The organism is uncultured Thiocystis sp. (assembly GCF_903866365.1).
Taxonomy (GTDB): Bacteria; Pseudomonadota; Gammaproteobacteria; order Chromatiales; family Chromatiaceae; genus Chromatium.
In genome coordinates, this window is sequence record NZ_CAIPNF010000267.1 from 12,801 (window position 1) to 37,133 (window position 24,333).

The 24,333-nt window shown below is 61.3% G+C and carries 18 protein-coding genes and 1 pseudogene; 10 read left to right on the forward strand and 9 right to left on the reverse strand.

From position 1 onward, the window contains the following. Window positions 1-865: 865 nt before the first annotated feature. Window positions 866-1,282: pseudogene (locus QZY07_RS14750) on the forward strand (GGDEF domain-containing protein); the annotation flags it as partial. Here QZY07_RS14750 and lnt read toward each other — a convergent pair. Next, complete coding sequence (lnt, locus tag QZY07_RS14755; protein WP_295404214.1) at window positions 1,255-3,060, reverse strand: apolipoprotein N-acyltransferase; 1,806 nt, start codon at window positions 3,058-3,060, stop codon at window positions 1,255-1,257. The pseudogene QZY07_RS14750 and the gene lnt overlap by 28 nt on opposite strands. Before the next feature lie 252 nt (window positions 3,061-3,312). Then, window positions 3,313-3,543, reverse strand: a complete 231-nt coding sequence (locus QZY07_RS14760) for a DUF2934 domain-containing protein (protein WP_295404217.1) — start codon at window positions 3,541-3,543, stop codon at window positions 3,313-3,315. Between the two features lie 241 nt (window positions 3,544-3,784). On the opposite strand from QZY07_RS14760, the gene QZY07_RS14765 reads away from it, so the two are divergent. The 5 genes from QZY07_RS14765 to QZY07_RS14785 all read left to right on the forward strand — a co-directional run bounded on the left by QZY07_RS14765 (window position 3,785) and on the right by QZY07_RS14785 (window position 10,842). Then, window positions 3,785-4,336 carry a DUF2760 domain-containing protein gene (locus QZY07_RS14765; RefSeq protein ID WP_295404219.1) on the forward strand — a complete coding sequence of 184 codons (552 nt, stop codon included), beginning with the start codon at window positions 3,785-3,787 and terminating at the stop codon, window positions 4,334-4,336. Further along, window positions 4,333-6,180, forward strand: coding sequence for an Hsp70 family protein (locus tag QZY07_RS14770; RefSeq protein WP_295404222.1), 1,848 nt, complete (start codon window positions 4,333-4,335; stop codon window positions 6,178-6,180). Before QZY07_RS14765 ends, QZY07_RS14770 begins: the two co-directional genes overlap by 4 nt. A 258-nt stretch (window positions 6,181-6,438) precedes the next feature. Beyond that, window positions 6,439-8,679: a glycogen synthase GlgA gene (gene glgA / locus QZY07_RS14775; RefSeq protein ID WP_295404225.1), complete on the forward strand. Its 2,241-nt coding sequence runs from the start codon at window positions 6,439-6,441 to the stop codon at window positions 8,677-8,679. A gap of 130 nt (window positions 8,680-8,809) precedes the next feature. Next, window positions 8,810-10,120 carry an alpha-amylase family glycosyl hydrolase gene (locus QZY07_RS14780; protein WP_295404227.1) on the forward strand — a complete coding sequence of 437 codons (1,311 nt, stop codon included), beginning with the start codon at window positions 8,810-8,812 and terminating at the stop codon, window positions 10,118-10,120. 65 nt (window positions 10,121-10,185) lie between these two features. Then, window positions 10,186-10,842, forward strand: coding sequence for a L,D-transpeptidase (locus QZY07_RS14785; RefSeq protein ID WP_295404229.1), 657 nt, complete (start codon window positions 10,186-10,188; stop codon window positions 10,840-10,842). A 126-nt stretch (window positions 10,843-10,968) separates the two neighbouring features. On the opposite strand, the gene QZY07_RS14790 is transcribed toward QZY07_RS14785, so the two are convergent. Together QZY07_RS14790 and lon are read right to left on the reverse strand one after the other, a co-directional pair. Continuing rightward, window positions 10,969-11,922 (reverse strand): DHH family phosphoesterase, encoded by a 954-nt coding sequence (locus QZY07_RS14790; RefSeq protein ID WP_295404231.1) that lies wholly within the window; start codon window positions 11,920-11,922, stop codon window positions 10,969-10,971. Window positions 11,923-12,086: 164 nt separating this feature from the next. After that, window positions 12,087-14,492 (reverse strand): endopeptidase La, encoded by a 2,406-nt coding sequence (gene lon / locus QZY07_RS14795; protein ID WP_295404234.1) that lies wholly within the window; start codon window positions 14,490-14,492, stop codon window positions 12,087-12,089. 296 nt (window positions 14,493-14,788) lie between these two features. On the opposite strand from lon, the gene QZY07_RS14800 reads away from it, so the two are divergent. Genes QZY07_RS14800 through QZY07_RS14815 form a run of 4 tightly spaced genes read left to right on the forward strand, consistent with a single transcriptional unit; the run spans window position 14,789 to window position 18,235 of the window. Beyond that, a complete protein-coding gene (locus QZY07_RS14800) occupies window positions 14,789-15,043 on the forward strand; it encodes a hypothetical protein (protein WP_295404237.1) in 255 nt (84 codons plus the stop codon). Next, on the forward strand, window positions 15,021-15,836 hold the full coding sequence (locus QZY07_RS14805) for a hypothetical protein (RefSeq protein ID WP_295404240.1): 816 nt from the start codon (window positions 15,021-15,023) through the stop codon (window positions 15,834-15,836). The genes QZY07_RS14800 and QZY07_RS14805 overlap by 23 nt, the downstream gene beginning before the upstream one ends. Further along, on the forward strand, window positions 15,833-17,956 hold the full coding sequence (locus tag QZY07_RS14810) for a DNA methyltransferase (RefSeq protein ID WP_295404243.1): 2,124 nt from the start codon (window positions 15,833-15,835) through the stop codon (window positions 17,954-17,956). Before QZY07_RS14805 ends, QZY07_RS14810 begins: the two co-directional genes overlap by 4 nt. 39 nt (window positions 17,957-17,995) lie before the next feature. Next, window positions 17,996-18,235, forward strand: a complete 240-nt coding sequence (locus tag QZY07_RS14815; RefSeq protein WP_295404246.1) for a hypothetical protein — start codon at window positions 17,996-17,998, stop codon at window positions 18,233-18,235. 196 nt (window positions 18,236-18,431) lie between these two features. On the opposite strand, the gene rsmA is transcribed toward QZY07_RS14815, so the two are convergent. From rsmA to glyQ, 5 genes are all read right to left on the reverse strand, one after another. Continuing rightward, the gene (gene rsmA / locus QZY07_RS14820; RefSeq protein ID WP_295404249.1) at window positions 18,432-19,265 is read right to left on the reverse strand and encodes a 16S rRNA (adenine(1518)-N(6)/adenine(1519)-N(6))-dimethyltransferase RsmA; all 834 of its coding nucleotides are present in this window, start codon (window positions 19,263-19,265) and stop codon (window positions 18,432-18,434) included. An 84-nt stretch (window positions 19,266-19,349) separates the two neighbouring features. Continuing rightward, window positions 19,350-20,096 carry a lysophospholipid acyltransferase family protein gene (locus QZY07_RS14825; RefSeq protein WP_295404252.1) on the reverse strand — a complete coding sequence of 249 codons (747 nt, stop codon included), beginning with the start codon at window positions 20,094-20,096 and terminating at the stop codon, window positions 19,350-19,352. Between the two features lie 2 nt (window positions 20,097-20,098). Further along, the gene (gene gmhB / locus QZY07_RS14830) at window positions 20,099-20,665 is read right to left on the reverse strand and encodes a D-glycero-beta-D-manno-heptose 1,7-bisphosphate 7-phosphatase (RefSeq protein WP_295404255.1); all 567 of its coding nucleotides are present in this window, start codon (window positions 20,663-20,665) and stop codon (window positions 20,099-20,101) included. Between the two features lie 8 nt (window positions 20,666-20,673). Continuing rightward, on the reverse strand, window positions 20,674-22,764 hold the full coding sequence (glyS, locus tag QZY07_RS14835) for a glycine--tRNA ligase subunit beta (RefSeq protein ID WP_295404257.1): 2,091 nt from the start codon (window positions 22,762-22,764) through the stop codon (window positions 20,674-20,676). Between the two features lie 6 nt (window positions 22,765-22,770). Then, window positions 22,771-23,676, reverse strand: coding sequence for a glycine--tRNA ligase subunit alpha (gene glyQ / locus QZY07_RS14840; RefSeq protein ID WP_295404260.1), 906 nt, complete (start codon window positions 23,674-23,676; stop codon window positions 22,771-22,773). Window positions 23,677-24,333 lie beyond the last annotated feature (657 nt).

Below are 24,333 nucleotides of genomic sequence, written 5' to 3' on the forward strand. Positions count from 1 at the left end.
CGAGCTGAGCGATTTTCTGGACACCGGCGACCGGAGCCTGTTGCCTCGGATCGCCCGCGAATATCTGGCGGTGTGCCGCAACCGGGAGGTCTACGACCAGTTGCGCTATCTGGACGAGCGGGGAAGGGAAGTGGTGCGCGTGAACTTCAACGCCGGACAACCCGCCGTCGTGCCCGACACGGCGCTCCAGGATAAACGCGGGCGTTACTATTTTACCGACGCCATGGCCCTGGACGCAGGCGGCGTCTATGTCTCGCCCCTGGATCTCAACATCGAGAACGGGGCCATCGAAATTCCCTACAAATCCATGATCCGCATCGGCGCCCCCGTCTTCGATGCGCGCGGACGCAAGCGCGGCGTCGTTCTGGTCAATTTTCTGGCCCAGACGATGCTGGACGCCGTGGCGAAGGCCGGACTCGCCTCGCCGGGCGACCCCATGCTCCTGAATGGCGAGGGCTACTGGCTCCTCTCGCCCAATCCACCCCCGAGTTGGGGCTTCATGTTCCCTGGGCAGGAGGAGATCCGCATGCAGAGCTTCTCGCCGCCGGCCTGGGCCGCCATGAACCAGGCGCCGTCCGGACAGGTCAACACGGAGGCAGGTCTGTTCACCTTTCGCGTCGTCCATCCCCTGGCGGAACTGGAGCGGTCGGTTGGCGAGGCGGTCGCTGGGGGCGATGCCGCCGCTGCCTATCGCTGGTTTGTGATCTCCCATGTGGCCCGGGCGCGCATCGACCGGAGCCGAACGGAGATTCTGGCCCGATTGAGTCTCGTGGGCGCGATCTTGCTGATCCTGATCGCCGTGGGCGTCCGGGCGGTGAGCGTCGTCCGGCTGGAACGCCAGCGGCACCATGACCGACTGGAACGCATGGCCCGCGTGGATGCGCTGACCGGGATCGCCAACCGCGCCGCCTTCGAGGATCGGCTGGACGAGGAGTTCGAGCGGTCGCGGCGTCATGATCGGCGCTTCGCCCTGCTCTATCTCGATCTGGACGGATTCAAGGCAATCAACGACACCCAGGGGCACCAGGCTGGCGACCGGGTGCTCCGCGACGTGGCGGACACCCTCACGAGCAACTGCCGGAGCGTCGACCTGGCAGCTCGCTTCGGCGGCGACGAGTTCGTCCTCCTGCTCTCCGAACTGCCGGAGATCGCTCAGGCGAAGGCGATTGCCGAGAAGGTTCGGGAGCGCATCGTAGCGCTGCGCTGGAACGGCCGAGCAGTCAGCGCCAGCATCGGCATTGCTGGCTTCCCCGATCACGCCGATAGCCTGCCGGAGCTGATCCGCCTGGCCGATGCCGCCATGTATAGCTCGAAAAAAGCCGGCAAGAATCGCGTGACCCTGGCGGCGAAGCCGCTGGGGCAGGTCTTGCAATCCAGCATCGAGGTCTCGTGACACGGCTCCGCGGTGTCACTCCGGTACATCATGCGGTGGAGAACGGCGGCCACAGACCATGGCAATGCACGCACCGAGAAGATGGCCGACAACCTGTACGCTGCGGCGTCTAGGATCCAGCACCTTGAAAACGACGCGTGCATGCGTTCGCCGTCCCTGAAGGCCGGGCGGAGCATTCCAGCGAACAACCCGGCCACGACTATCGCTAGGGCCAACCCGATCGCCAGCCAGTGACGAACGATGGCGTAGGGCGTCAAGCCCTGGAGTGGCCGCACCTCCGCGGCAACCCCTCCGCGCACGAATGAGGGCACCGCGGCAATAACCCGACCGCGGTCGTCGATGATGGCCGAGATTCCCGTATTGGTGGCGCGCACCATGAAGCGTCCATTTTCCAGTGCCCGCATGCGGGCAATCTCCAGATGTTGATGCGGCGCGAGCGAGTCGCCAAACCAAGCGTCATTGCTGACATTGATCAGAAATTGCGCCTCCGGAAGCGCCTGCGCCACTTCGTTCGGAAAGGCGTCCTCGTAGCAGATGGAGACGCCGGCCAGACGCGGACCAACCTCAAGCAGCGGACGCTGGTTCGTGCCGTGACTGAAATCGGACATGGGAACCTCGAACATCTCGACGAGCGGTCCCAACCATTGCTTGAATGGCATGAATTCGCCGAAGGGCACGAGATGACGCTTCGCGTAAAGATCCTCGCGGCCGCCGATGCTCAACAGGCCGTTGTAGTAGCGTCCCGTCGCCCTGTCCATCACCGGAATGCCGAGCACGATCTCGATGCCTTCCGCCTGCGCCCGCTCCGCGAGAGGCGTTATCAGCGGATCTCGAACCTGGTCCAGAAAATCGGGCAGAGCCGTCTCCGGCCAGACGATCAGATCGGATTCAAGATGATCCTTGGTCAGTTCCAGATAGGCCTGCGCGATCGTCACACCGGCATCCGGCACCCACTTGGCGGACTGAGGAATATTCGCCTGCAGCACGCTCGCCCGAAAGGAAGCTCCCGCGGGATGGGTCCAGTCAATCTGTTGCAGGCCGACTCCCGCCAGCCAGATCGCGCCCAGCCCGAGCCCGGCGGCCATCCGGGGGCGGACCGGCCATTGGAACAGCCCCCAAAGAAGCCCGCCGGACAACGCGACCAGCAGGCTGACACCATAGACCCCAGCGATCGGCGCATAGCCAGCCAGTGGTCCGTCAATTTGGGTGTAACCGAGATTCAGCCAGGGAAAGCCGGTGAACAGCCAGCCACGCAGCCATTCGAAAAAGACATAGATGCCGGGAAACAACAGGAGCGGTCCAGCCCAGTAAGGCCCTTTGTCGAGTTTGCAGAACAGCCAGCCCGCGAGACCGTAATACAGTGCCATGGCGGCAATGAAGAGCGCCATCAGAAGGTTAGCCGCCCAGGCGCCCATGTTTCCGAACTCGTTCAGGCTGATCCGAATCCAGAAGACTCCGAAGCCCAACAAACCCACGCCGAACCACCAGCCTCGCCAGAAGCCGGCGCGTGGCGAGATGTTCGTCAAGCTCTGATGGAAAACCGCAAGCGTAATCGCGGCGAGGGGAAACCAGGAGAACGGCGCAAAACCCAATACGGTCAATGACCCGCTCGCCAGGGCGAGCAGCGTCGGCAGTATTGGAGCGCCGCGCGAGGAGAGTAAGGACATCGGGGACACCGCTTGGAAGCTAAAAGAAACCGGCGTCATGCAGGCCGTGGATATCGCGACCAGCATTTCGGTGGGGTTGACAAATCGTTCGGTTGGGTTGACAAATCGGCCGGCAAATAAGAAACTGATGATGTACTGAAACTTCGCGTTTCAGTGCATTCCTCCATCCTCCTTTGGTGGTATTTTTAAGCGCGACACCTGTCGCGCTTTTTTTATGGGGCTTCGCGCCACCCGTGCCGCCACGGCAAGCGTTCAGGTCAATTGAAGCGCGTTGCGAATGCTGGCGCGTCTGGCATCCGCTTCGGTCGTGCGGCTGATTCGTCGATCGGCGATCATGGCGTCGATCAGCTGCTCGGCGCGGAACCAGTCCGCATCCGCTCCGCCGGGCGCGAAATCCCGCTGCTCCGCCAGATAATAGGCGGCGATCGCAATCATCTCCTGACGTTGTTGGGCGGTCGGTATCCTGTCGGTCTCGGTCTTCATGGCGAGGAGCGTCTCTGTCGGTCTGAACGTCGTCTGGCCGCGCGGCAGGGCCGACACGGAATAGCAGTGAAGCGCAGGCGAATTATGCCACGATCCCGCCCACCCCCCTTGGTTCCCGAAAGAGCCGTATAATCGCGACTTCAGCGCGGGCGCGTGACTTGACGCATCTCGATACGCTCTTGATCGGCGTCTCGGCGCCTCCACCAACTTTAGCGACCTTCACAGCGAAGAGGAATCCTTCATGGCATCATCGGCGCCGTCCTTTTTCCGGAGGGCATTCATTGCGTTCGGCAGTTTCCGACGCATCCTGAAAGACCCTGATTTTGCGCACGCCGTCGCGACCCTGCCGGCCGGCGAATCCGCACATCCGGCGGCGCGGCAGGCGCGTCCCGCCGCGGCGCCGCCGGCAACGGCCGCACCGGATTCCGCGCTGCTGCTGCTCGGACTGTTGCAGAAAGAGGGGCGTCTGGTGGATTTTCTCCACGAGGACATCCAGAGTTACTCCGATCAGGAGGTCGGTTCCGCCGCGCGGATCGTCCATCAGGGCTGTCAGCGGGTGCTGCAACAGCATCTGACGATCATCCCGGTGCGCGACGAGCCGGAAGGTAGCCGGATCACCCTGGAGCGGGGTTTCGACGCCTCAGCCCTGCGGCCCACGGGTCAGGTGGTCGGCGATCCTCCCTTTACGGGTTCGCTGGCGCATCGCGGCTGGCGCGTGGTGGAGACCCGTCTTCCGGCGGTCACGAGCGGGCATAACCTGAAGATCCTCGCGGCGGCGGAGGTAGAGCTGTGAGCGTGGGACGTTATGCCGTCGGCATCGATCTCGGGACGACCCATTGCGCGCTGTCCTACGTGGACTCGGAAAAGAGCGAGGGGGAGAACGTCGTTCAGGCGCTGCTGCCCATCCCCCAGCTTGTCTCGCCGGGCGCGGTGGAGGCGCGGCCGCTGCTGCCCTCCTTCCTCTATCTGCCGCACCAGGACGAGTTCAGGACCGGCGACCTGGGGCTGCCCTGGCAGAGCGATTCCACCCGCATCGGCGGCGAACTGGCGCGCAATCAGGGCGCTATGACGCCGATTCGTCTGGTGTCCAGCGCCAAGAGCTGGCTCTGTCACCCGGATATCGATCGCAAGGCGCCCATTTTGCCGGCGGGCGCGCCGGACGAGATCGCGAAGGTCTCGCCCTTCGAGGCGAGCATCCATTTCCTCGCGCATCTGCGCAATGCCTGGAACGGACTGCATCCCTACGAGCCGCTGGACCTCCAGGAGGTGACGGTCACGGTGCCCGCCTCCTTCGATCCGGCGGCGCGCGAGTTGACCGCCGAGGCGGCCAAGGCGATCGGCATCGAGCATCTGGTGCTCCTGGAAGAGCCGCAGGCGGCGCTCTATAGCTGGGTCAGCGACAGCCAGGGCGATTGGCGCAATCAGGTGCGGGTGGGCGATGTCATTCTGGTGGTCGATGTCGGCGGCGGGACCACCGATCTGTCGCTGATCGCGGTCACCGAGAACGCGGGCGCGCTGGAACTGACCCGGGTGGCGGTCGGCGAGCACATCCTGCTCGGCGGCGACAACATGGATCTGGCGCTGGCCTATCTGCTCAAGAACAAGCTGGCGCAATCCGGCGTCGAACTGGATCGCTGGCAGTTGCAGGCGCTTACCCACGGCTGCCGTCAGGCCAAGGAATCGCTCCTGGCCAATCCCGAGCTTGAACGCCTGCCGGTGGTGGTGCCCAGTCGCGGATCGCGCCTGATCGGCGGCAGTATCCGCACCGAACTCACGCGCGAGGAGGTCCAGACCAGCCTGATCGAGGGCTTTTTCCCGGCGATCGAGTCCAGCAGCCGACCGGCCAGCCGCGCGCGCGGCGCCCTGACCAAGGTCGGTCTGCCCTACGCGCAGGATCCGGCCGTGACCCGGCATCTCGCCGCGTTTTTGGGTCGACAGAGCGGCGCGACCGAGGATCTGGCCGGCTTCGTCGCCCAGCACCCGGACGCGAGTTTTCTGCGCCCGACCGCCGTGCTCTTCAACGGCGGCGTGTTCAAGGCCACGCCACTCCAGGCGCGTGTCCTGGAGGTGCTCAACCAGTGGCTGGCGGCCGAGGACGCGCCAGCCGCGCGCCTGCTGGAGTCACGCGATCTGGATCTGGCGGTGGCGCGCGGGGCCGCCTTCTATGCCCATGTGCGCCGTCATGGTGGGGTGCGGATTCGCGGCGGCACCTCGCATACCTACTATGTTGGCGTGGAGAGCGCGATGCCCGCCATCCCCGGTATGGAGCCCGAGCTTCAGGCGCTTTGTCTGGTTCCCTTCGGGCTGGAGGAAGGCTCCGCGCCGGTCGCGCCGCCCCAGGAATTTGGCCTGGTAGTTGGCGAGCCGGTGCGTTTCCGCTTCTTCGGCTCCAGCGTGCGCCGCGAGGACCAGGTCGGCGACCTCCTGGACGAATGGGGCGAGGACGAGCTCGACGAACTGGATGAGATACAGACCACGCTGCCGGCCGAACACCGGAAGAAAGGCGAAGTGGTGGCCGTGCGACTGCAGGCGGCGGTCACGGAGGTCGGCACCCTGGAACTGACGGCGATCCCGGTCGATGCGACCGAGGAACGCTGGAATGTCGCCTTCAATACCCGAGGCAATCGCGGGGACTGAGTCAGACGAATCCGCGCGGCAGCGTATCGGCGCGGATTCGCCGCTTTTGACAAGTGCGACCGCAGTACACTAATAATAGAGAAGGGGGGTGTCCAGCTCAGTGCGGTGGATACCAGATATTGTGATATTGGCACTCGAAGCGTCCTTTGGATGGTGTGTCGAGATCCAACTCATCGGCGCTACCGCACTCAGATGGATACCCCCCTTAATAGAGTTAAGCGTTCTCCCAGAGACGACACCGCTGTAGGAACCGAGCGAATGGCGAAAAAGCCGACTGGATCGAAACAGGGACCGACCGCGCGCCCGAGCGCGGCCGATAAAACTGCAACCACCGCTGCGAGCAAGCTGCCAACGAGCGAAGCCGCCCCAGAGGCATCCGGCGACGCTTCGGCCAAGCCACCCCAGGCGCCGGCTGACGCGACCGCTGGGGGCAAGCAACCGCGCTCTGTGAACACATCCGTCGGCACCGAACCAAAGCCGGGGACGGTTTTGCAGGCGCCGGCAGCGAAGGAGAAGCCTGGGCCAGCAGCGACGAAACCGGTGTCGAAACCAGAACCTCGCGCCACAGCGAATCCGGTCGAAAAGACCGCGCACCCAGCGAAGCCCGACTCCGGTTCCTCGGCCTCGGCGAGCGCGTCACCGAAAACGACCGAGGCCGTGAGCAGGACGGTACCGGCTACCGCCCCGACAACCGACGCGAGCGCTCCGCTCATCGCGGGTGACCGTCGCCAAGCGACCAAGCCATCGCCGCCGCCACGGCCATCCGCCGCACCCAAGCCCAAGCCCATTGAGCCAACCCAGGGCAGCCTTGAGCAAGGGACGATATCGTCGCCGTTGGCGGCGGCGACACCGGAACCCGCCGAGGAGCCGCAACCCGCGCCAGTCGTCAGCCGCGAATCCGCGCCGGAACCGCAACCGGAACGTCCGCCGGCATCCGAGCAGGCACACGCACCGCCGTCCGAGCCGATGCCCGAGGTCGTCCCGGCGCCGCCGCCCGCCTCGCCACCGGCGCCCAGTCGCCCCAGCCTGTATGTGGTTCAAATCACGCCCGAACTGGCGGCGGTGGCGAAGGTTGGCGGTCTGGCCGACGTGGTCTTCGGTCTCAGCCGCGAGCTGGCGATTCGCGGTAACCATGTCGAGATCATCCTGCCCAAGTATGCCTCGATGCGCTATGACCAGATCTTTGAGCTCCAGGAGGTCTACAAGGATCTTTGGGTGCCCTGGTACGACGGGGCCGTTCACTGCACGGTTTTCTTCGGCTTCGTGCATGACCGCAAGTGCTTCTTCATCGAGCCGCACTCGCCGGATAATTTTTTCAACCGCGGCAGCATCTACGGTTTCAAGGACGATGTGCTGCGCTATGCCTTCTTCTCGCGTGCCGCGACGGAGTTCCTCTGGAAATCGGGCAAGCACCCGGACATCATCCACTGTCACGACTGGCAGACCGCGCTGGTGCCGGTGTTTCTCTACGAGTTCTATCAAACGCTCGGCATGAAGCATCCGCGCGTCTGCCTGACCATTCATAACTTCGCCCATCAGGGCGTGACCGGCGTCGAACTGCTGCACGCCACCGGGCTGCATCGGCCCGAGCGCTTTTTCGATCCGACCCGGATGGCCGACAACCGTCACCCCAAGGCACTGAACCTGCTCAAGGGCGGCATCGTCTACGCCAATTTCGTGACCACCGTCTCGCCGCGCTATGCCTTCGAGACCAAGGATCAGGGCCAGGGCTTCGGCCTGGAACCGACGCTGCACACCCATCACATCAAGTATGGCGGCGTGGTCAACGGGATCGATTACGATATCTGGAACCCCGAGGTCGACCGCCACATTCCGGTGCATTACGGGATCGACTCGATCGACGGCAAATACGACAACAAACGCGCGCTTCGTCACCGCCTGATGCTCGCCGACAACGACAAGCCGATCGTCGCCTTCATCGGCCGGCTGGATCCGCAAAAGGGTCTGGATCTGGTGCGTCACGCCATCTTCTACGCCCTGGAGCGCGGCGCGCAGTTCGTGCTGCTCGGGTCAAGTCCAGATGAGCGGATCAATGGCGATTTCTGGAACCTCAAGCGGATGCTCAACGAGAGTCCGGACTGTCATCTAGAGATCGGCTTCGACGAGGATTTGTCGCATCTCATCTATGCCGGCGCGGATATGATGCTGGTGCCAAGCCGCTTCGAGCCCTGCGGACTGACTCAGCTGATCTCGCTGCGCTACGGCACCATTCCGGTGGTGCGCGCGATCGGCGGACTGGCGGATACGGTGTTCGACAAGGACTTTTCGGATCGGCCGCTGCATGCGCGCAACGGCTATGTCTTCCAGGATTACGACAATCCCGGACTCGAATCCGCGCTCGGGCGCGCCATCGCCTGCTATCGCAACCACCCGGAGCATTTCCGCGAGCTGATGAAGAACGCCATGCGTTCGGATTACTCCTGGAACGTTCCCGGTCAGGACTATCTAAACATCTACGATTACATCCGCGATGCCTAAAAAAATTCCGGGTACGGAATTTTTTGTTCTTTTATCGGGGTTTCGCGCGAGCCGGCTGGACGTTCGTGACAAGTGCTCGTGTTTGACCCCGGCACGCCGCCGCTGAGCGCGGCAAGGACTTGACTGCTTCATGAAGATCTACAATCTGTTTCCGCGGCTCGCCGGGCATTTCGAGGATTGGGAGCCGCATCTGGAGCGTGCCGCAGCGATGGGCTTCGACTGGGTGTTCGTCAACCCGATCCAGAAAACCGGCCGCTCGGGCAGTCTCTATTCCATCGCCGATTATTTCGCGATCAACAAAGACTTCCTCAATCCGAACGCGCCTGTCTCGCCCAAGGAGCAGGTGCTGGCCATGGTCGCGAAGGCCGAGCGCCATGGGCTGTCGATGATGATCGATCTGGTCATCAACCATTGCGCGGTCGACTCAAGCCTGCTGAAGGAGCATCCCGAGTGGTTTCTGCACGAGGGGAAAAAGATCGCCAACCCTTTCTGTGTCGAGGCCGATGGCACCCGAGTGGTCTGGTATGACCTGGCTCAGTTCGATCACGAGCATTCGCCGGAGCGCGCCAAGCTGCTGGATTACTGCGTCAAGCTGGTGCTGCACCTGGTCAGTCTCGGGTTCCGGGGTTTCCGCTGCGATGCCGCCTATCAACTCCCCAATGAGGTCTGGAAACAACTCATTACCCGCGTCCGGCGGGAGCACCCGGAGACGATCTTCGTCGCCGAGACCCTGGGCTGTTCGCCGGAGCAGACCAAGGCGACGGCCTCCGCCGGTTTCGACGCCATCTTCAACAGTTCCAAATGGTGGGACTTCAACGGCGCCTGGCTGCTCGATCAATACAATCTGACCCGAGAGGTCGTCCCCTCGATCAGCTTTCCCGAGAGCCACGACACCGAACGGCTGTTCAGCGAATCCTGCGACAATCCGCACGCGATGAAACAGCGCTATCTGTTCTCCGCGCTCTTTTCCGCCGGCGTCATGATCCCGATCGGCTTCGAATACGGTTTCCGCAGTCGTCTCGATGTCGTGAACACCCGACCTGAACAATGGGAGTCGCCGAACGTCGACCTGACCCATTTCATCGCTCACATCAATCGCATCAAAGACGACTATCCGGTGTTTCGGAGCGAGGGGCCGATCGAGCGTCTGGAGACCTCCAATGACGCGATTCTGATGCTGCATAAGCGTGCGCCAGACGGCAATGGCGAGGCGCTGCTGGTGCTCAACAAAGATCCCTGGAATCGCCAGTCTCTCCATGTCGAGGACCTGTATCGCTACTTGAGCGCGCCGGCTCCGCTGCTGGATGTCTCGCCCGAATGGCCGATGGAGTATCTGCCGACGCCCTTCGAGTTCGATCTGGCGCCTGGCATGGGACGGATTCTGGTGACCCCAAACAAGCAGGCAACGGGTCTGAAGTCACGTGTGGCGCATGATCGCTGAGGAAAAGCGCCGCTGCCTGGTGCCGGCAACCCGCTGCGGTTGGCTGGCATCGGGAACCTTGGGAAATGTCGTTTATCCGAAACGCCTCATCACCGACCATCAGAGTCGCCCAGGCTCTTCGCGACGAACAAGGCGAGCGCGGTCGAACCTTCGATAGACAAAAAACGATGCCTTCACTCTTATGCAAATGGCCACCTCTACTGACCGTCATCTTCCTGATCGGTTGCGCGCAAACGCCTTCGCGGCCCGCGCCAGAAAGCGCTGAAACGACGTTCGGCGCAGTCGGCCAGCAGGAGTTCGAGCCCCAATCGGAGTCATCGCGCACGGAAAGCCCGGCAGCGCAACCTGAGGCGTCGGGTCGAGATAACAAACCCCGTTCGTTGACAATCAAACTCGGTACTCAGCAGTTCATCTATTCGGTCAATGGCGAGATCGCCAGGACCGGCCCCATTTCATCCGGGGCCGTGGGCTATCCGACGCCAACGGGGAAATTCGCGGTCCTCGGAAAGGAGAAAGACAAGGTTTCCTCCCGCTACACCAACCAGCTCGGAATGCAGGCATGGATGCCGTATGCCATTCAATTCCACGGCCATTACTTCTTGCATGAGGGCTGGTTGCCCGGTTATCCAGACTCCCATGGCTGCGTGCGTCTGGGCGAAAAAGATGCGCGCTTTCTGTTCGAACAGATGCAGCTCGGCGACCCGGTCGACGTTGTCGACTAGACAAACCGGAGGCCGCGTTTTCTCTCTATTCGGACAGTGTCCAGCGACCTCGACGGCACGCCTTGAGTGGTTTACGGATCCATTCCGGACGCGTCCAAGCCAGCACGCCTTGCCGTTCGACGTCGTTTAAAACGCCTCCCGAAAGGCGTCGAGAAACCGACTGAAATCTTCATCGGGAAGCACGTTGATACCAGCGGCCGCCTTGCGTCCACCCCCGGTTGCAAAACGTCGGCAGAGTGCGTCCGCTCCATCCGGTCGCGACAGCGGCGCCCGCACGCTCACCAGGTAGCGTCCGCCGGAAAGCCGGGTCAGGATGGCATGCGCCTGCTCGGGCGCTTGTTGAGCCAATTCGTTCGCGAACACGCCGCTGGCACGACGCGCCCAAGATTCGGCGGGCAGGACGAACAATCGATGGGCGTCGTCCTGAAACTCCGGAAGGATGGCGCGCGCGCGCGCCATATCATTTTCATAACCGTCACGCAGCGCGACGAACGTCGCGTCTTCCGCAATGAAGGCGAGCGGATCCGCATAGGGCTGCAAACGCCGAAACAGATCTTCGGGCGCAAAGTGCAGATCCTCGACCGTCTCTCCGTATCCGTTGTAATTCAAGTAGATTCCGAGATCCCGCAGCAAGCCGAGGTCGGACTCAGACAGTCCCAGCGATGCCGCCGCCCGTCGGGCCGATGCGTCGAAGTTGTCGCCGAAGGTTCCGACCACGGCCCAGGCGCGCTGCCGACCCTCCAGGAACTCGTCCACCAAAAGGCTCGTTCCCTTGTCCGGCAGTGTTTCCACATGGAGATCGAGCGCGGGATGCGAGGGGATCTCGCCAGGAAAATGATGGTCGAAATAGCGCACGGAAACGCCCTCGGCCAGTAATCGATCCAAGGCGGTCCGGTTTTTATCCATCGAAATGTCGAGCACGGTCACGCTCTTGGCCACCCCATTGGGAACCCGATCCAAAAGATTGATCTCGCGTTTCGGCCCGGTTACAAGAATGCTATCGATGGGTTCGGCTAACCGCAATTGTTGCAAGGCGCACAGACCGTCTGCGTCACCATTGAAAACATCATAATGATTCATTCTGTACCTGCAATGGGCGGACGAATCGATAAGTGCGCGGATTATCGCCCGCGCCATGGAACGAAACAAATCTCATCGGCTTGAGCAACACCAGGGCTTACACACCGATCACAACCGCTGGATTCCATCGCGCTCCAGTGCTGGAGGCACTGGCGACCCAAAAATTACCCCGCCACCTTGAACAACAACGGCAGCAGATCTTCGTAACGGGAGGCGAAGTGCACCTTCAGCCCCTTGCGGACATGCTCCGGTACTTCCTCGAAGTCCCCCCGATTATCCTCCGGCAGGATGATTTCCTTGATCCCTGCCCGACGCGCGGCGATGAGCTTCTCGCGGATGCCGCCAACCGGGAAGACTTCGCCGGTGAGAGTGATCTCGCCGGTCATGGCGATGCGCCGAACCGGCTCGTTGCGGGCCAACGAGAGCAGGGCGGAGGTCAGGGTGACGCCGGCGGAGGGGCCGTCCTTGGGCGTGGCGCCGGCGGGAACGTGGACGTGAATGAATGATTTCTCGAAAAAGCCAGGATCGGCTCCGAATTCCTTGGCATGGCTGACCAGATAGCCGTAGGCGATCTCGGCGGATTCCTTCATGACATCGCCCAACTGCCCGGTCAGCTTGAAACCGCGCGCGAAGCTGTGGGTGCGCGCGGCCTCGATCGAGAGGGTCGCGCCGCCCATCGCGGTCCAGGCCAGCCCGGTGACGACGCCGGGGCCGCTCAACTTACGCTCGTCGCGAAAGACCGGGCTGCCAAGATAGCCCTTGAGGTCCGTTTCGGCGATGTCGATCGGCGTTTCCTCGCCCTCCAGCATCCGTACCGCGACCTTGCGCACGATCTTGCCGAGTTGTTTTTCCAGCCGACGCACGCCGGCATCGCGCGCGTAGCCCTCGATCAGCGCGCGCAGGGTTTTGGTGTCCAGCTTGACCGCGCCCTTGGGTAGTCCCGCCCGGTCGATCTGGCGCGGCAGGAGATATTTTTTGGCGATCTGGAGCTTTTCCTCCGCAATGTAGCCGGAGAGCTGAATGACCTCCATGCGGTCGAGCAGCGGGCCGGGAATGCTGTCCAACTGGTTGGCGGTGCAGACGAACAGCACCTTGGACAGATCGAAGCGCAGATCCAGATAGTGGTCGAGAAAATCCGAGTTCTGTTCCGGGTCGAGCACTTCGAGCAGCGCCGAGGCTGGGTCGCCGTGATAGGAAGCGCCGATCTTGTCGATCTCGTCGAGCATGATCACGGGGTTGGCGGTCCCGGCGTCCTTCATGGCCTGTAGAAACTTGCCGGGCATGGCGCCGATATAGGTGCGCCGGTGGCCCTTGATCTCGGCCTCGTCGCGGATGCCGCCGACCGAGAAACGGAAGAACCGTCGCCCGAGCGCATCGGCGATGGAGTGGCCGATGGAGGTTTTGCCCACGCCGGGCGGGCCGACCAGCAGGATGATGGAGCCGGCGATCTCGCCCTTATGGATACCGACCGCGAGGAATTCGAGGATGCGCTTTTTGACATCCTCCAGCCCGTAGTGGTCGCGGTCGAGGACACGGCGGGCACGCTTCAGATCCAGCTTGTCCGCCGAGTGCTTGCCCCAGGGCAGCAGGGTAATCCAGTCGAGATAGTTGCGGGTGACCGAATACTCGGGCGATCCGGTCTCCAGGATGCCCATCTTCTCCAGCTCCTCCTCGACCTGTTTTTTCGCCTGTTCGGTCAGGGTCAATTCCTTGATCCGCGACCGGAACTTGTCGATCTCGGCGGTGCGGTCATCCTTGGCGATGCCCAGCTCTTTCTGGATGGCCTTGAGCTGCTCGCGCAGAAAAAATTCGCGCTGCTGCTTCTGCATCTTCTCCTCGACCGTGCGCCGGATCTTCTGTTGGGCGCGGGCCAGTTCAAGTTCGTTGTTCAGCAGGACCAGCACCTTTTCCATGCGCTGGAGGAGCGGCAGAATCTCCAGCACGTCCTGCAACTGTTCCTTGGTGGAGGTCGTCAGACTGGCCGCGAAGTCGGCGAGGTGCGAGGGGTCGTCCGGTCCGAAGCGGTCCAGGAACATCCGCAGTTCTTCCACGTACAGCGGATTGAGCGGCAGCAACTCCTTGATGGTGTTGATGACCGCCATGGCATACGCCTTGATTTCGCTGCTCGGCGGGCCGGAGGGTTCGGGCAGATAGGTGACGCGGGCGCGGAAGGGCACCGCGGGGTTTGCCCAATCGGCAATGCGGAAGCGCTGTAGACATTCCACCAGCACCTGCAGATGACCGTCCTGTTGATGAATGCGATGCACCCGGCAGGCGGTGCCGATGGCGTGGAAATTCCCGGTGTTGGCTTCCTCCGAGGTTTCGCTGTCCACCAGGAGGACACCGAGCATTTTGTGATCGGTGTCGGCCACCGCCTTCATGGTCGAGGCCCAATGATCGGCATCCATCATCAACGGAACCGCCTGCCCGGGGAAGAAGGGCCGGGAGGCAACGGGCAGGATATGAATTTCGGTGGGCAGCACATCGTTGGCGCGCGCGAGCTGGATCGGCTCCAGATTCTCGCTGACGCTGTCCTCGTTCACATGATCCCCGCGTTCCTCATCCGACATGCCATGTACCTCGCTTGAAAAACCCTGATCCGGGGTAGTGAATTTCAGGTCTTTGGCGTGGATTTGCAAGCCAGCGGGGTGAATGAAGACTCGCTCACCCAGTTGCGCAACGTCTGCTCGACACCATCCTTGGCCACGACGCAACGGTCTTGCCGTCCATGACCCGCTTGCTCGCCTGCTCCTTGAACGCGGCGGTGGACGCTTGCTTCGGAATCTTCCGCATCGTCAGGCAGTAGGCATTTCGGCGCGGGTGACTTAGGCTAGACGCCTTCCGTCCGTCACCACAAGGAACCGCTGTGTCCAGTCTCACGGACCTGATCGCCCAGGCCAAGGCCAAAGACCCGCAACTCGGCGCCGACTTGGCGGTGGTCGCCGAGTTCCGCGACACCCTCTATCCCGGCCTGGGCAGCACCGGGCGCGTTGCGCGCGGCGACGACACGCCTTTTCACGGCGTCATCAAAGCCGCGAATCACCTCGCATTGAAGGTACTGACTCAGATCCTGAAGCCACTGGAGAAGGAAACGTTTGATGGCAAAAACAACGTGCTTTGACATCTTCGAGCAGTGCGTCCGGGCGGTGCAAGACGGGGATCTGATCGAATCCGTCAGTGCGAAAGACAAGGAATTTCACTTTCAGAACTGGTTTCAGAAGCGCCTGCAAAGCCTTGCATTGCACTTCGAGGGGTCGGGGCGCAACACCTACCCCGATTTCTGCCTAGTCGAGTACACCGAAGGCTTCGAAATCAAAGGATTGGCGTGGCCCGGCCGCGAACGTGACTATGACTCGAACAGCCAAGTACCAACCGGCAACCACAACGGGCGGCAAATCTTTTATGTGTTCGGGCGCTATCCGGCTGATCTGACGCTCTACGCTGACCAAGGCAACGGACAGCGGCAATACCCCGTGGTCGACCTGGTGCTGTGCCACGGCGATTTTCTGAACGCAGATCATCACTACGTTCACAAGAACAAGAGCGTGAAAGGCTTCGGCACCTACGGCGACATCATGATTCGTGACCGAAAGATGTATGTCGCGCCGACGCCCTTCGCGCTGACCGAAGGCACGACCGGTCTCATGACGCTGATTCTGCCCGAGGTCTTCCCGGCAGACCGGCGTTATCGAAAAGTGGGACGTTTGAGTCGCGTCGAGGCGGACACGCTGGTCGTTGGCTACACCTTCGACCTTCGCACGAACGAGCTGACTGCGGAACGGATTGCGAATCCGAGTGGCGGGACAGAGCATCGCTTTGTCGCCTACCGCCTCAAAGACCAAACGGCGAGGCTTGTCGCCATGGTCGAGCGATCACCCGTCCTAGGTGAAACGAACACGACGGATGGAGAATGAACATCGTCGTCGAATCTATTGCAACGCCAGCCAAAACCGGCGCGGCGACAGCACTCGAAGACGATTTTCCGATCGTGGAGGTGAGCGAAGTCGCCGAACAAGAAAGCTGGCGCAAGGAAATTAACCGCCCCATTTATCACATCCATAAGTGGTGGGCGACGCGCCTCGGCTCGGTGTTCCGCGCGATCGTCCTAGCGGCCTTAAGCCCTCCTGGCTTCAATATCTGGCAGGCCTTTTATGAGCGTCATCGGCTGTCGGGCAAGGTCGTGCTCGACCCCTTCATGGGGAGTGGCACCACGCTTGGCGAAGCGCTAAAGCTGGGCGCGAAGGCCATCGGCTGCGACATCAATCCGGTCAGTAGCTTCCTGGTGCGGCAGGCCTTCACGCGAGTACCCGAGGCAACGTTGCGCGCCGCGTTCGCCCGTCTGGAAAACGAGGTTGCGCCGAAGATTCGCCATTACTATCGAACCCGGGACCCGCTGACCGGCGAAGCAATTTCGGTGCTCTATTTCTTTTGGGTCAAGATACTCGAAGCGCCGGACGGGGACACCGTACCGCTCATGTCGCGCTATGTATTCGCCCAGGATGCCTACCCGAAAAAAAAACCACGGGCACAGATCGTCTGCCCCGAATGCTGGGGGCTGATTGAAGACCGCTACGACGCGATCGCGCTCACCTGTCCGCACTGCGCCCATGACTTTAATCCGCAGGAAGGTCCGGCCGCCGGTCAGTATGTGACGACGAAAGCAGGAAACCGCTATCGCATCAAGGAGCTTATGCCCGCCGACGGCACTCCGCCACGGCATCGGCTCTACGCCATGCTCGCGCTACGTCCGAGTGGAGAGAAAGCGTATTTTCCCGCGCGAGCCGTCGATCACGCGCTGTTTGCCGAAGCGGAAGCGAGGTTGCGGACAGAAGCCCTGCCGCTGCCCACCTTGGCAGTCAGGCCTGGTCACAACACCAATCAGGCGCGAGGCTACAATTATTCGCACTGGCGCGATTTCTTCAACGCGCGGCAGTTACTGTGCCTCGGCTTGCTGCTGCAAGCCATTATGAGAATCGAAGACGATGCCGTGCGGGAGCAGATGCTTTGTCTGTTCTCTAGCACGCTGGAGTTCAACAATCTGTTCTGTAGCTACAAGGGCGAGGGAACGGGGGCGGTGCGGCATATGTTTTCGCACCACATCCTGAAGCCGGAACGTGCCCCGCTGGAGAACTCGGTGTGGGGAACGGACAAGAGTAGCGGCACGTTCAGCACCTTGTTTGAGTCGCGTCTGCTACGGGCGAAACGCTACCTTGACGAGCCGTTCGAGGTCGGGTTTGAGAGCGACTTGTTCGGGAAACGCACTGGAAGTGCAAAAATCGTAGCCAGTGCGCCGATTGATGTGCCATGCGCCGCGTCATGGCATGATCTTGCCAGCAGCGCCAATGGTGTGCTGATCCTGAACGGCGACAGCGCGCGGCTGCCGCTTCCTCGCGGGTCGGTGGATGCGGTCGTGACTGATCCACCTTACTTTGATTTTGTGCACTACAGCGAACTGAGCGACTTTTTCTTCGCTTGGCTAGCGCCAGCACTGAAAGACCGTTACCCATGGTTCGACAAGGCCGACTCATCGAACCGAGGCGAAGTACAGCAGAAAGACCCCCGCACTTTTGCACGTCAGCTTACCCATGTGTTCGCTGAGAGCCATCGCGTATTAAAAGATGATGGCGTGTTGGCATTCAGCTTTCATCATTCACGTTCCGAAGGTTGGGCGGCGATCCATGAGGCGTTAACCAATGCGGGCTTCTGCGTGGTCGCAGCTCACCCGGTACATGCCGAACTACGCACGGCCAGCCCTAAGAGCGCGGCTAGCGACCCCATCAGCCTGGATGCAATCCTGGTCTGCCGGAAGTGGCCACGCATCGCGGAACGCCCATTTGACGAAGATGACGTCACACGCCATGTCAAAGCACAAGCGCGGAAGCTGGAGAACGCCGGTCTGACCATTTCAGGGGCGGATCGCTTCGTGATTGGGGCCTCGCAGCTGCTCATCGCCGTATCGGATGAACGGCTTGCATTTGAGGACTTCAGGGATAGATTGGAATGCCTGCGCCTACGGCTAGCCACTCGCTTCTGACGGAGAGGCAGGCACTCAGTTCACAAAAATCCCGATCATATGGATTGCCTGCCGCCGTTCTTCGATGTCAAGCCGGTCGCGGATGCGCAGCCGAAGCTCCAGGGCCTGGCGCGCTACGGCGAGACCCACCCGGCGGCGTACCGGCGCATCGAGGCGGTCGCCAAGGTCGGGGGGACGCTGCGCCTGCTGGATCTAACGGACGCCGACGTCCGTCAGGCGGTGGCCGAGGCGCAGGACGCGGCCAATCTCTACGCGGGGGCGTTCGCGAGCGACGATTGATCTCAACCGGCTCGTCTCCGCCCAGCCCGCTTTGCGCGGGCTTTTTTGTGCCTGCTACGCCGGCTGTCTCGCTCGCGCTGACCTCCGCTGCCGGTTTCGCGCTTTCAAAGGGCTGGATCTTCACTGCCATCCCGCCGGAGCAGATCAATCTTTCGCTGGTCGGTCCCTGGCTGCAACTGGCGCAGGGCGCGTCCGATCAGTTTGATTTGTCTGGGGTTTTCGCTCCATCAAGCGCGGTGCTGCAAGTCAGCGATTTGCAAGCCGCATTCGCGAGCCGGGCGTAACTCGCGACATCCAGGTTTTCCGCCCGCAGCGTCTGATCGATTCCGGTTTCCTCGAACAGGCTCTGATCGATCAGTTTGGAAAGGCTGTTGCGCAGGGTCTTGCGCCGCTGTCCGAAGGCGGCCGCGACGATGCGGGCATGAAGCGCCGGATCGTCGATCGGATGGGGCTGGGGGCGCAGCGGGCGCAGACGCACAAAGGCGGATTCGACCTTGGGGGCGGGCGTGAAGGCGCCGGGTCCGATCCGAAACAGACAGCTTGCGCTGCACAGGCTCTGCACCATGACCGAGAGACGCCCATAGATCTTGTCGCCTGGGTCGGCGACGATCCGATCCACGACTTCCTTTTGCAGCATCAGATGCAGATCGAGGATGCCGTCGGATTGTTCCAGGAAATGAAACAGGATGGGGGTGGAGATGTTGTAGGGCAGGTTGCCAACGATGCGCAGGCGGTCGCCAGCGCCGGCCAGATCACGCAGATCGAACTTGAGCGCGTCGACATTGTGGATGCGCAGATCCCCGAGCGGACCCAGACGCTGGCGCAGCGGTTCAATGAGATCGCGGTCGAGTTCGACCACATCGAGCGCGCCGGCGGCGGTCAGCAAGCCTTTGGTGATGGCGCCCTGTCCGGGGCCGATCTCCAGCAGTCGCTCGCCGGGTTTGGCGTCAATGACGGAGTGGATCCGCGCGATGATCGCGGGGTCGTGGAGAAAATTCTGGCCGAAGCGTTTGCGGGGATGGTGTTCCATCCGGCTAGGGTACTCGAAAGCACGGGCGGGCGCTGACGATTGAAGGATGATGCCTCGGCTCCCGCAAGGCACGTCGGTCTTCGCTCAATCCGGTTGCATAAACTCCTGAACGTCATCCGGGTTTGGTAGCTTTTCAACCGTTGACTCAATCCATCGTTCCGCAATGGCGTTGATCTCGGTGGCCTTCATGCCTTGCACCGACAGCAGGGGGCCGATGACAAGATCAATCGTTCCGGGACGCTTGATCAAACTTCGACGCCCCCAGAAATATCCCGCATTGTGAGCGACCGGAAGCACAGGACAGCGAGTACGCTCGGCAAGCAGGGCGCCACCGATGGCATAAGGGCGACGGGTGCCAGGCGCAACACGCGTCCCTTCAGGAAACACGATCACCCAGCGCCCCTGCCCCAGCAGCCTTTCTCCTTCGCGAATCACCTTCGTCACCGCGCGCCGTCCCGCCGAGCGGTCAATGGCGATGGGCTGAAGGTAGCGCAAGGCCCATCCAAAAAAAGGAAGATGCATCAACTCCTGTTTCAACACCCAGGTTTGCTCAAGAGGCAGAAGTGCGCGTAATGCGATTATCTCCCACGCAGACTGATGTTTGCACAGAACGATCGCTGGGTCGCGCGGTAATCTGTCGACATCGTGCAGTCGATAGTCGAGACGGCAAATCACTCGCAAGGCGACAAGATTCGACCGCGCCCATGCCCTGCTGAGTCGTGACACGGCTGACGCCGGTTTCATCCAGCCAATGAGAAGGATCGCACTTGAAAAGAGAATGCTGGTACCAATGAAAAAAACTTGATAAATCAAAGAACGAAACAAGATCATGGTCAGCCTTGATTGCGAATCAAACGATTGGCGACAGCAACGAGATCGTGACAAACGGGAACATCGCGCAACAGACCGTCATGATCGCTTTTCTCGATGCTTGCGAGCGTGCGCCGACCCTTGCCCGTCATGACAAGCCAGGGCTCGGCTCCCACAAGACGCGCGGCGATCAGATCGCCGATCGAATCGCCAACCACGGGAACCGCTGTCAGATCGACATTCATACGACGTGCGATTTCTTCAAGCAAACCAGCTTTTGGCTTACGGCACGGACAGTTTTCATCGGGGCCATGGGGACAGAAGGCAATCATCTCGATGCGGCCACCCTGCGCCGCGACTAGATTCCTCAACTGTTGATGCATGGCGTTCAAATCGCCGAGGCTGAAGAGCCCTCGTCCGAGGCCGGATTGATTGGTCGCGACGGCAATACGAAAGCCCGCATGAGACAAGCGAGCAATGGCTTCGATGCTCCCCGGGAGCGGAATCCATTCGTTCAGTGACTTGATGTAGGCGTCAGAGTCTTCGTTGATGACCCCATCGCGATCCAGTATCAAGACACGTTCGGGCATTGCTCGGATCACGGTGACTGCAGACGTGCAATATCGGCGACGAGCATGAACAGTCCTGCGACGGAACCAAGCAGGCGCAGTCGGTTCTGGCGTATCGGACGATCTTCCGACATCACCATGACATCCGCGAAGAAGGCGTCGACATCATCTCTGAGGTCAGCCAATGCTTCCAGAATACCGATGTAGTCCCGTTGTTCGGCATAGGGCACGACCAAATCGCTCAATTCGGCAACCCTGGCCGCTAACCGAATCTCCGCTGGATCCGTCAGCAGCGTCACATCGACCGTTCCGATACCGTCGGCAGCGGCCTCGTTTTTGCTCAGGATGTTACGGATGCGTTTATTGGCCGCGGCGAGCGCAGCCGCGGCTGGCAGCATTCGGAAGGCAGCGACCGCAGAGATCCGTCGATCCAAATCCCAGGGGTTTGTGACACCACTCTGGATCACGGCCTCGATCGTATCGCCCTCAACCCCGCGCTCGCCGTAATACCCATGCAGGCGCTCCAGCATATAGGCGAGCACCGCTTCAACCACGTCATCGCTCAGGGTGCCGGGCGTGAAACCCTGGAAGGCGTTGTTCAGCAGGTCGCGCAGATCGAGATCCAGGGGCGTTTCGATCAGAAGACGCAAAACCGCGATGGATGCGCGCCGCAGACCATAGGGATCTCGGGTTCCGGTCGGACGCAGGCCGATTCCGAAGATGCCGACAAGCGTATCGATACGATCGGCGATGGCCAACGCCATTCCGCAAGCGCTCGACGGCAAGGCATCGCCCGCAAACCGGGGGAGATACTGCTCCTCCATGGCGGCGCTGATACAGGGATCTTCATGGGAACGTTCAGCGTAATAGCGCCCCATAATGCCCTGCAGCCCCGGGAATTCGAAGACCATCGAGGTCACGAGATCGCACTTGGCGAGCTGAGCACATCGCTCGATCTGCCGTGGATCGCTTCCGAGCAGCGGCGCCAGATCACGACCGAGACGGCCAACGCGACGGCTTTTATCCGCCAGGGTTCCCAGCTTGTCCTGGAAGACAACCGTTTCCAAACGCTCGGCGAAGGCGCTGAGCGGCTGTTTGAGATCCTTTGACCAAAAGAATGCCGCATCCGAGAAACGGGGCCGAATCACCCGTTCGTTCCCCGCGCGCACCTGCCCGGGATCGCGGCTGACCACATTGGCGACGGCGATGAACAAGGCTTGAAGGACGCCGTGCGCGTCTTCCACCGGAAAATATTTCTGGTGATTTTGCATGGTTTCGATCAGAACTTCAGGCGGCATCTCCAGATAACTGCTGTCGAAGCGACACAGCAGCGCCTGGGGCCACTCCACCAGGGCGGTCACCTCATCGAGTAAGCCAGGGTCGATGCGCGCTTTTAACCCCTGCGCGGCCGCCAAGGCATTGGCCTGCTCCAGAATCAGGTCGCGTCGGCGCTCGAAGGATGCCTCCACAGATCCGGTCGCACGCAGCGACTCGGGGTAATCGGCAGCCGAGCCGAGGGAGATGCGATCCGGGTGATGGAAGCGATGCCCGCGGGTAAATCCGCCCGCCTCGACGCCGAGCACCACGCCGGGAATGGGATTCGCGCCCAGCATCAGACACACCCATTGCACGGGTCGGACAAATTCTTCTTCCCGATCTCCCCAACGCATCCGTTTCGGAATGGGCAATTCCGCAAGCGCGGCCTCGGTCATGGCAGGGACCAAGTGCGCGGTCTCCAAACCAGGCTGAAGATTGCGGAAGGTGAGCCAGGCACCTTTATCGGTCTCTTCGCGTCCCAGTGCGTCGACCTCGACACCGCATGAACGCGCAAACCCAAGCGCGGCGGGCGTTGGCAGACCGTCGGCCTTGAATGCCGCCTGCACGGCAGGTCCACGCCGAATCGTCGTCTGGTCGGGCTGGTGCGTGCGGGTCTCGCGCACCAGCAGCGCGAGTCGTCTCGGCGTCGCGAATCGTTCGATCGTTGCGTGCGCGATCCCATGCTCCCTGAGCTGGCGCAGAAAACCCTCGGCAAATGCCTTCGAGAGCGTCAGCAAGGCTTTCGGCGGGAGTTCCTCGGTTCCGATCTCGATCAGCAGATCAGCAAATGTATCCAACGTCATCTCCCGCTAATGTGAAAGCATCGGAAAGGCAAGCGCCTCCCGGCTTTCGTAATAGGCTTGAGCCACCGCGCGCGACAATGCGCGCACGCGCAGGATGAATCGCTGACGCTCCGTGACCGAAATTGCACCCCTGGCGTCAAGGAGGTTAAAGGTATGGGACGCCCGCAGGACTTGCTCGTAGGCAGGCAGGGGCAACCCTTTTTCGACCAGTCCCGCACTGAGCCTTTCGCAGGTGTCGAATTGGGTCAACAGCGAGGCGGTATCCGCGACTTCGAAATTGTAGGCTGACTGCTCGACTTCATTCTGATGGAAGACGTCGCCATAGGTCACGACCCCCGCCTGCGAACGGCTCCACACCAGGTCGTAAACGCTCTCGACTTCTTGCAGATACATGGCGATGCGTTCGAGTCCATAAGTAATTTCGCCAGTCACGGGACGACAATCCAGGCCGCCGACCTGCTGAAAATAGGTAAACTGGGTCACTTCCATCCCATTGAGCCAGATCTCCCAGCCAAGGCCCCAGGCACCCAGGGTCGGCGACTCCCAGTTGTCTTCGACAAATCGAATATCATGCACCAGCGGATCGATGCCAAGACGTCGCAAAGAATTCAGATAGAGTTCCTGAATGTCGAGTGGCGACGGTTTGAGAACGACCTGGAATTGATAATAATGCTGGAGACGATTCGGATTTTCACCGTAACGCCCATCGGTCGGGCGTCGCGAGGGTTGAACATAGGCACTGCGCCAGGGTTCGGGGCCGATTGAGCGAAGGAAGGTCGAAGGATGGAAGGTGCCAGCGCCAACCTCCATGTCGTAGGGCTGAACGACGACGCAACCAAGATCCGCCCAATAGCGTTGCAGGGCAAATACAAGACCTTGAAAGGTCGATAGATCCTCGGATTCGAGACTCAAAACTGGCTCCTTGAAGCGAGGCGGCGAAGAAAGATCCGAAGTATATCGGTTAGAGCCAAGTCAACGCCAATGCAGCGCTATTTACAAATCGGGAGGTTTTTGGATTGCCGTGCATCACCTAACGTATACTCACAGACAGACGCATCCGCCGCCTCTTGTGCGATGAAATCCCCGCGACCCCTTACAACGGCTTTCCGCCGAAGGCAGCCACGCCGTGTCTCGCGCCGCGATCATCGGGGCGCTCGTCAATTTCGTGTGATCTCTCATCAAGGTGCTTGCCGGAATCGAGGGCATTCCCAGGCGCTGGTGGCCGACGGTCTGCATTCGCTCTCGGATCTCCTGACCGATAACCTGGTGCTTGTTGCCGGCCGTCAGGCAGTCCAAGGTCCGGGCTCGGATCATTGGATCAATGCTCGCACTATTCTGGTGCCCCGAATCATGATGACTTACTATTTGAGTGCGTGTCAGGGGGTCGAGACACTCCCCGAGATGCCGCGAGGGGAAAAACCGAGTTCGTCGTCAAACAGCGCCAAGATGATGAAAACCGATTTTCAGAGGACGCCGAACCTCTTTCGAACCAAACATTGATGGATGCGTTGCTTATACGACAAGGCTTTAGAGAAGCTTACGACCATGAAAATGCCACGCAAAGAGCGA

Bases quoted from the DNA above. Each gene is read 5' to 3' on its own strand.
- lnt (WP_295404214.1), bottom strand. From the start codon at position 3,060: ATGTCCTTACTCTCCTCGCGCGGCGCTCCAATACTGCCGACGCTGCTC.
- QZY07_RS14760 (WP_295404217.1), bottom strand. From the start codon at position 3,543: ATGAAGACCGAGACCGACAGGATACCGACCGCCCAACAACGTCAGGAG.
- QZY07_RS14765 (WP_295404219.1), top strand. From the start codon at position 3,785: ATGGCATCATCGGCGCCGTCCTTTTTCCGGAGGGCATTCATTGCGTTC.
- glgA (WP_295404225.1), top strand. From the start codon at position 6,439: ATGGCGAAAAAGCCGACTGGATCGAAACAGGGACCGACCGCGCGCCCG.
- QZY07_RS14780 (WP_295404227.1), top strand. From the start codon at position 8,810: ATGAAGATCTACAATCTGTTTCCGCGGCTCGCCGGGCATTTCGAGGAT.
- QZY07_RS14785 (WP_295404229.1), top strand. From the start codon at position 10,186: ATGTCGTTTATCCGAAACGCCTCATCACCGACCATCAGAGTCGCCCAG.
- QZY07_RS14790 (WP_295404231.1), bottom strand. From the start codon at position 11,922: ATGAATCATTATGATGTTTTCAATGGTGACGCAGACGGTCTGTGCGCC.
- lon (WP_295404234.1), bottom strand. From the start codon at position 14,492: ATGTCGGATGAGGAACGCGGGGATCATGTGAACGAGGACAGCGTCAGC.
- QZY07_RS14805 (WP_295404240.1), top strand. From the start codon at position 15,021: ATGGCAAAAACAACGTGCTTTGACATCTTCGAGCAGTGCGTCCGGGCG.
- QZY07_RS14810 (WP_295404243.1), top strand. From the start codon at position 15,833: ATGAACATCGTCGTCGAATCTATTGCAACGCCAGCCAAAACCGGCGCG.
- QZY07_RS14815 (WP_295404246.1), top strand. From the start codon at position 17,996: ATGGATTGCCTGCCGCCGTTCTTCGATGTCAAGCCGGTCGCGGATGCG.
- rsmA (WP_295404249.1), bottom strand. From the start codon at position 19,265: ATGGAACACCATCCCCGCAAACGCTTCGGCCAGAATTTTCTCCACGAC.
- QZY07_RS14825 (WP_295404252.1), bottom strand. From the start codon at position 20,096: ATGATCTTGTTTCGTTCTTTGATTTATCAAGTTTTTTTCATTGGTACC.
- gmhB (WP_295404255.1), bottom strand. From the start codon at position 20,665: ATGCCCGAACGTGTCTTGATACTGGATCGCGATGGGGTCATCAACGAA.
- glyS (WP_295404257.1), bottom strand. From the start codon at position 22,764: ATGACGTTGGATACATTTGCTGATCTGCTGATCGAGATCGGAACCGAG.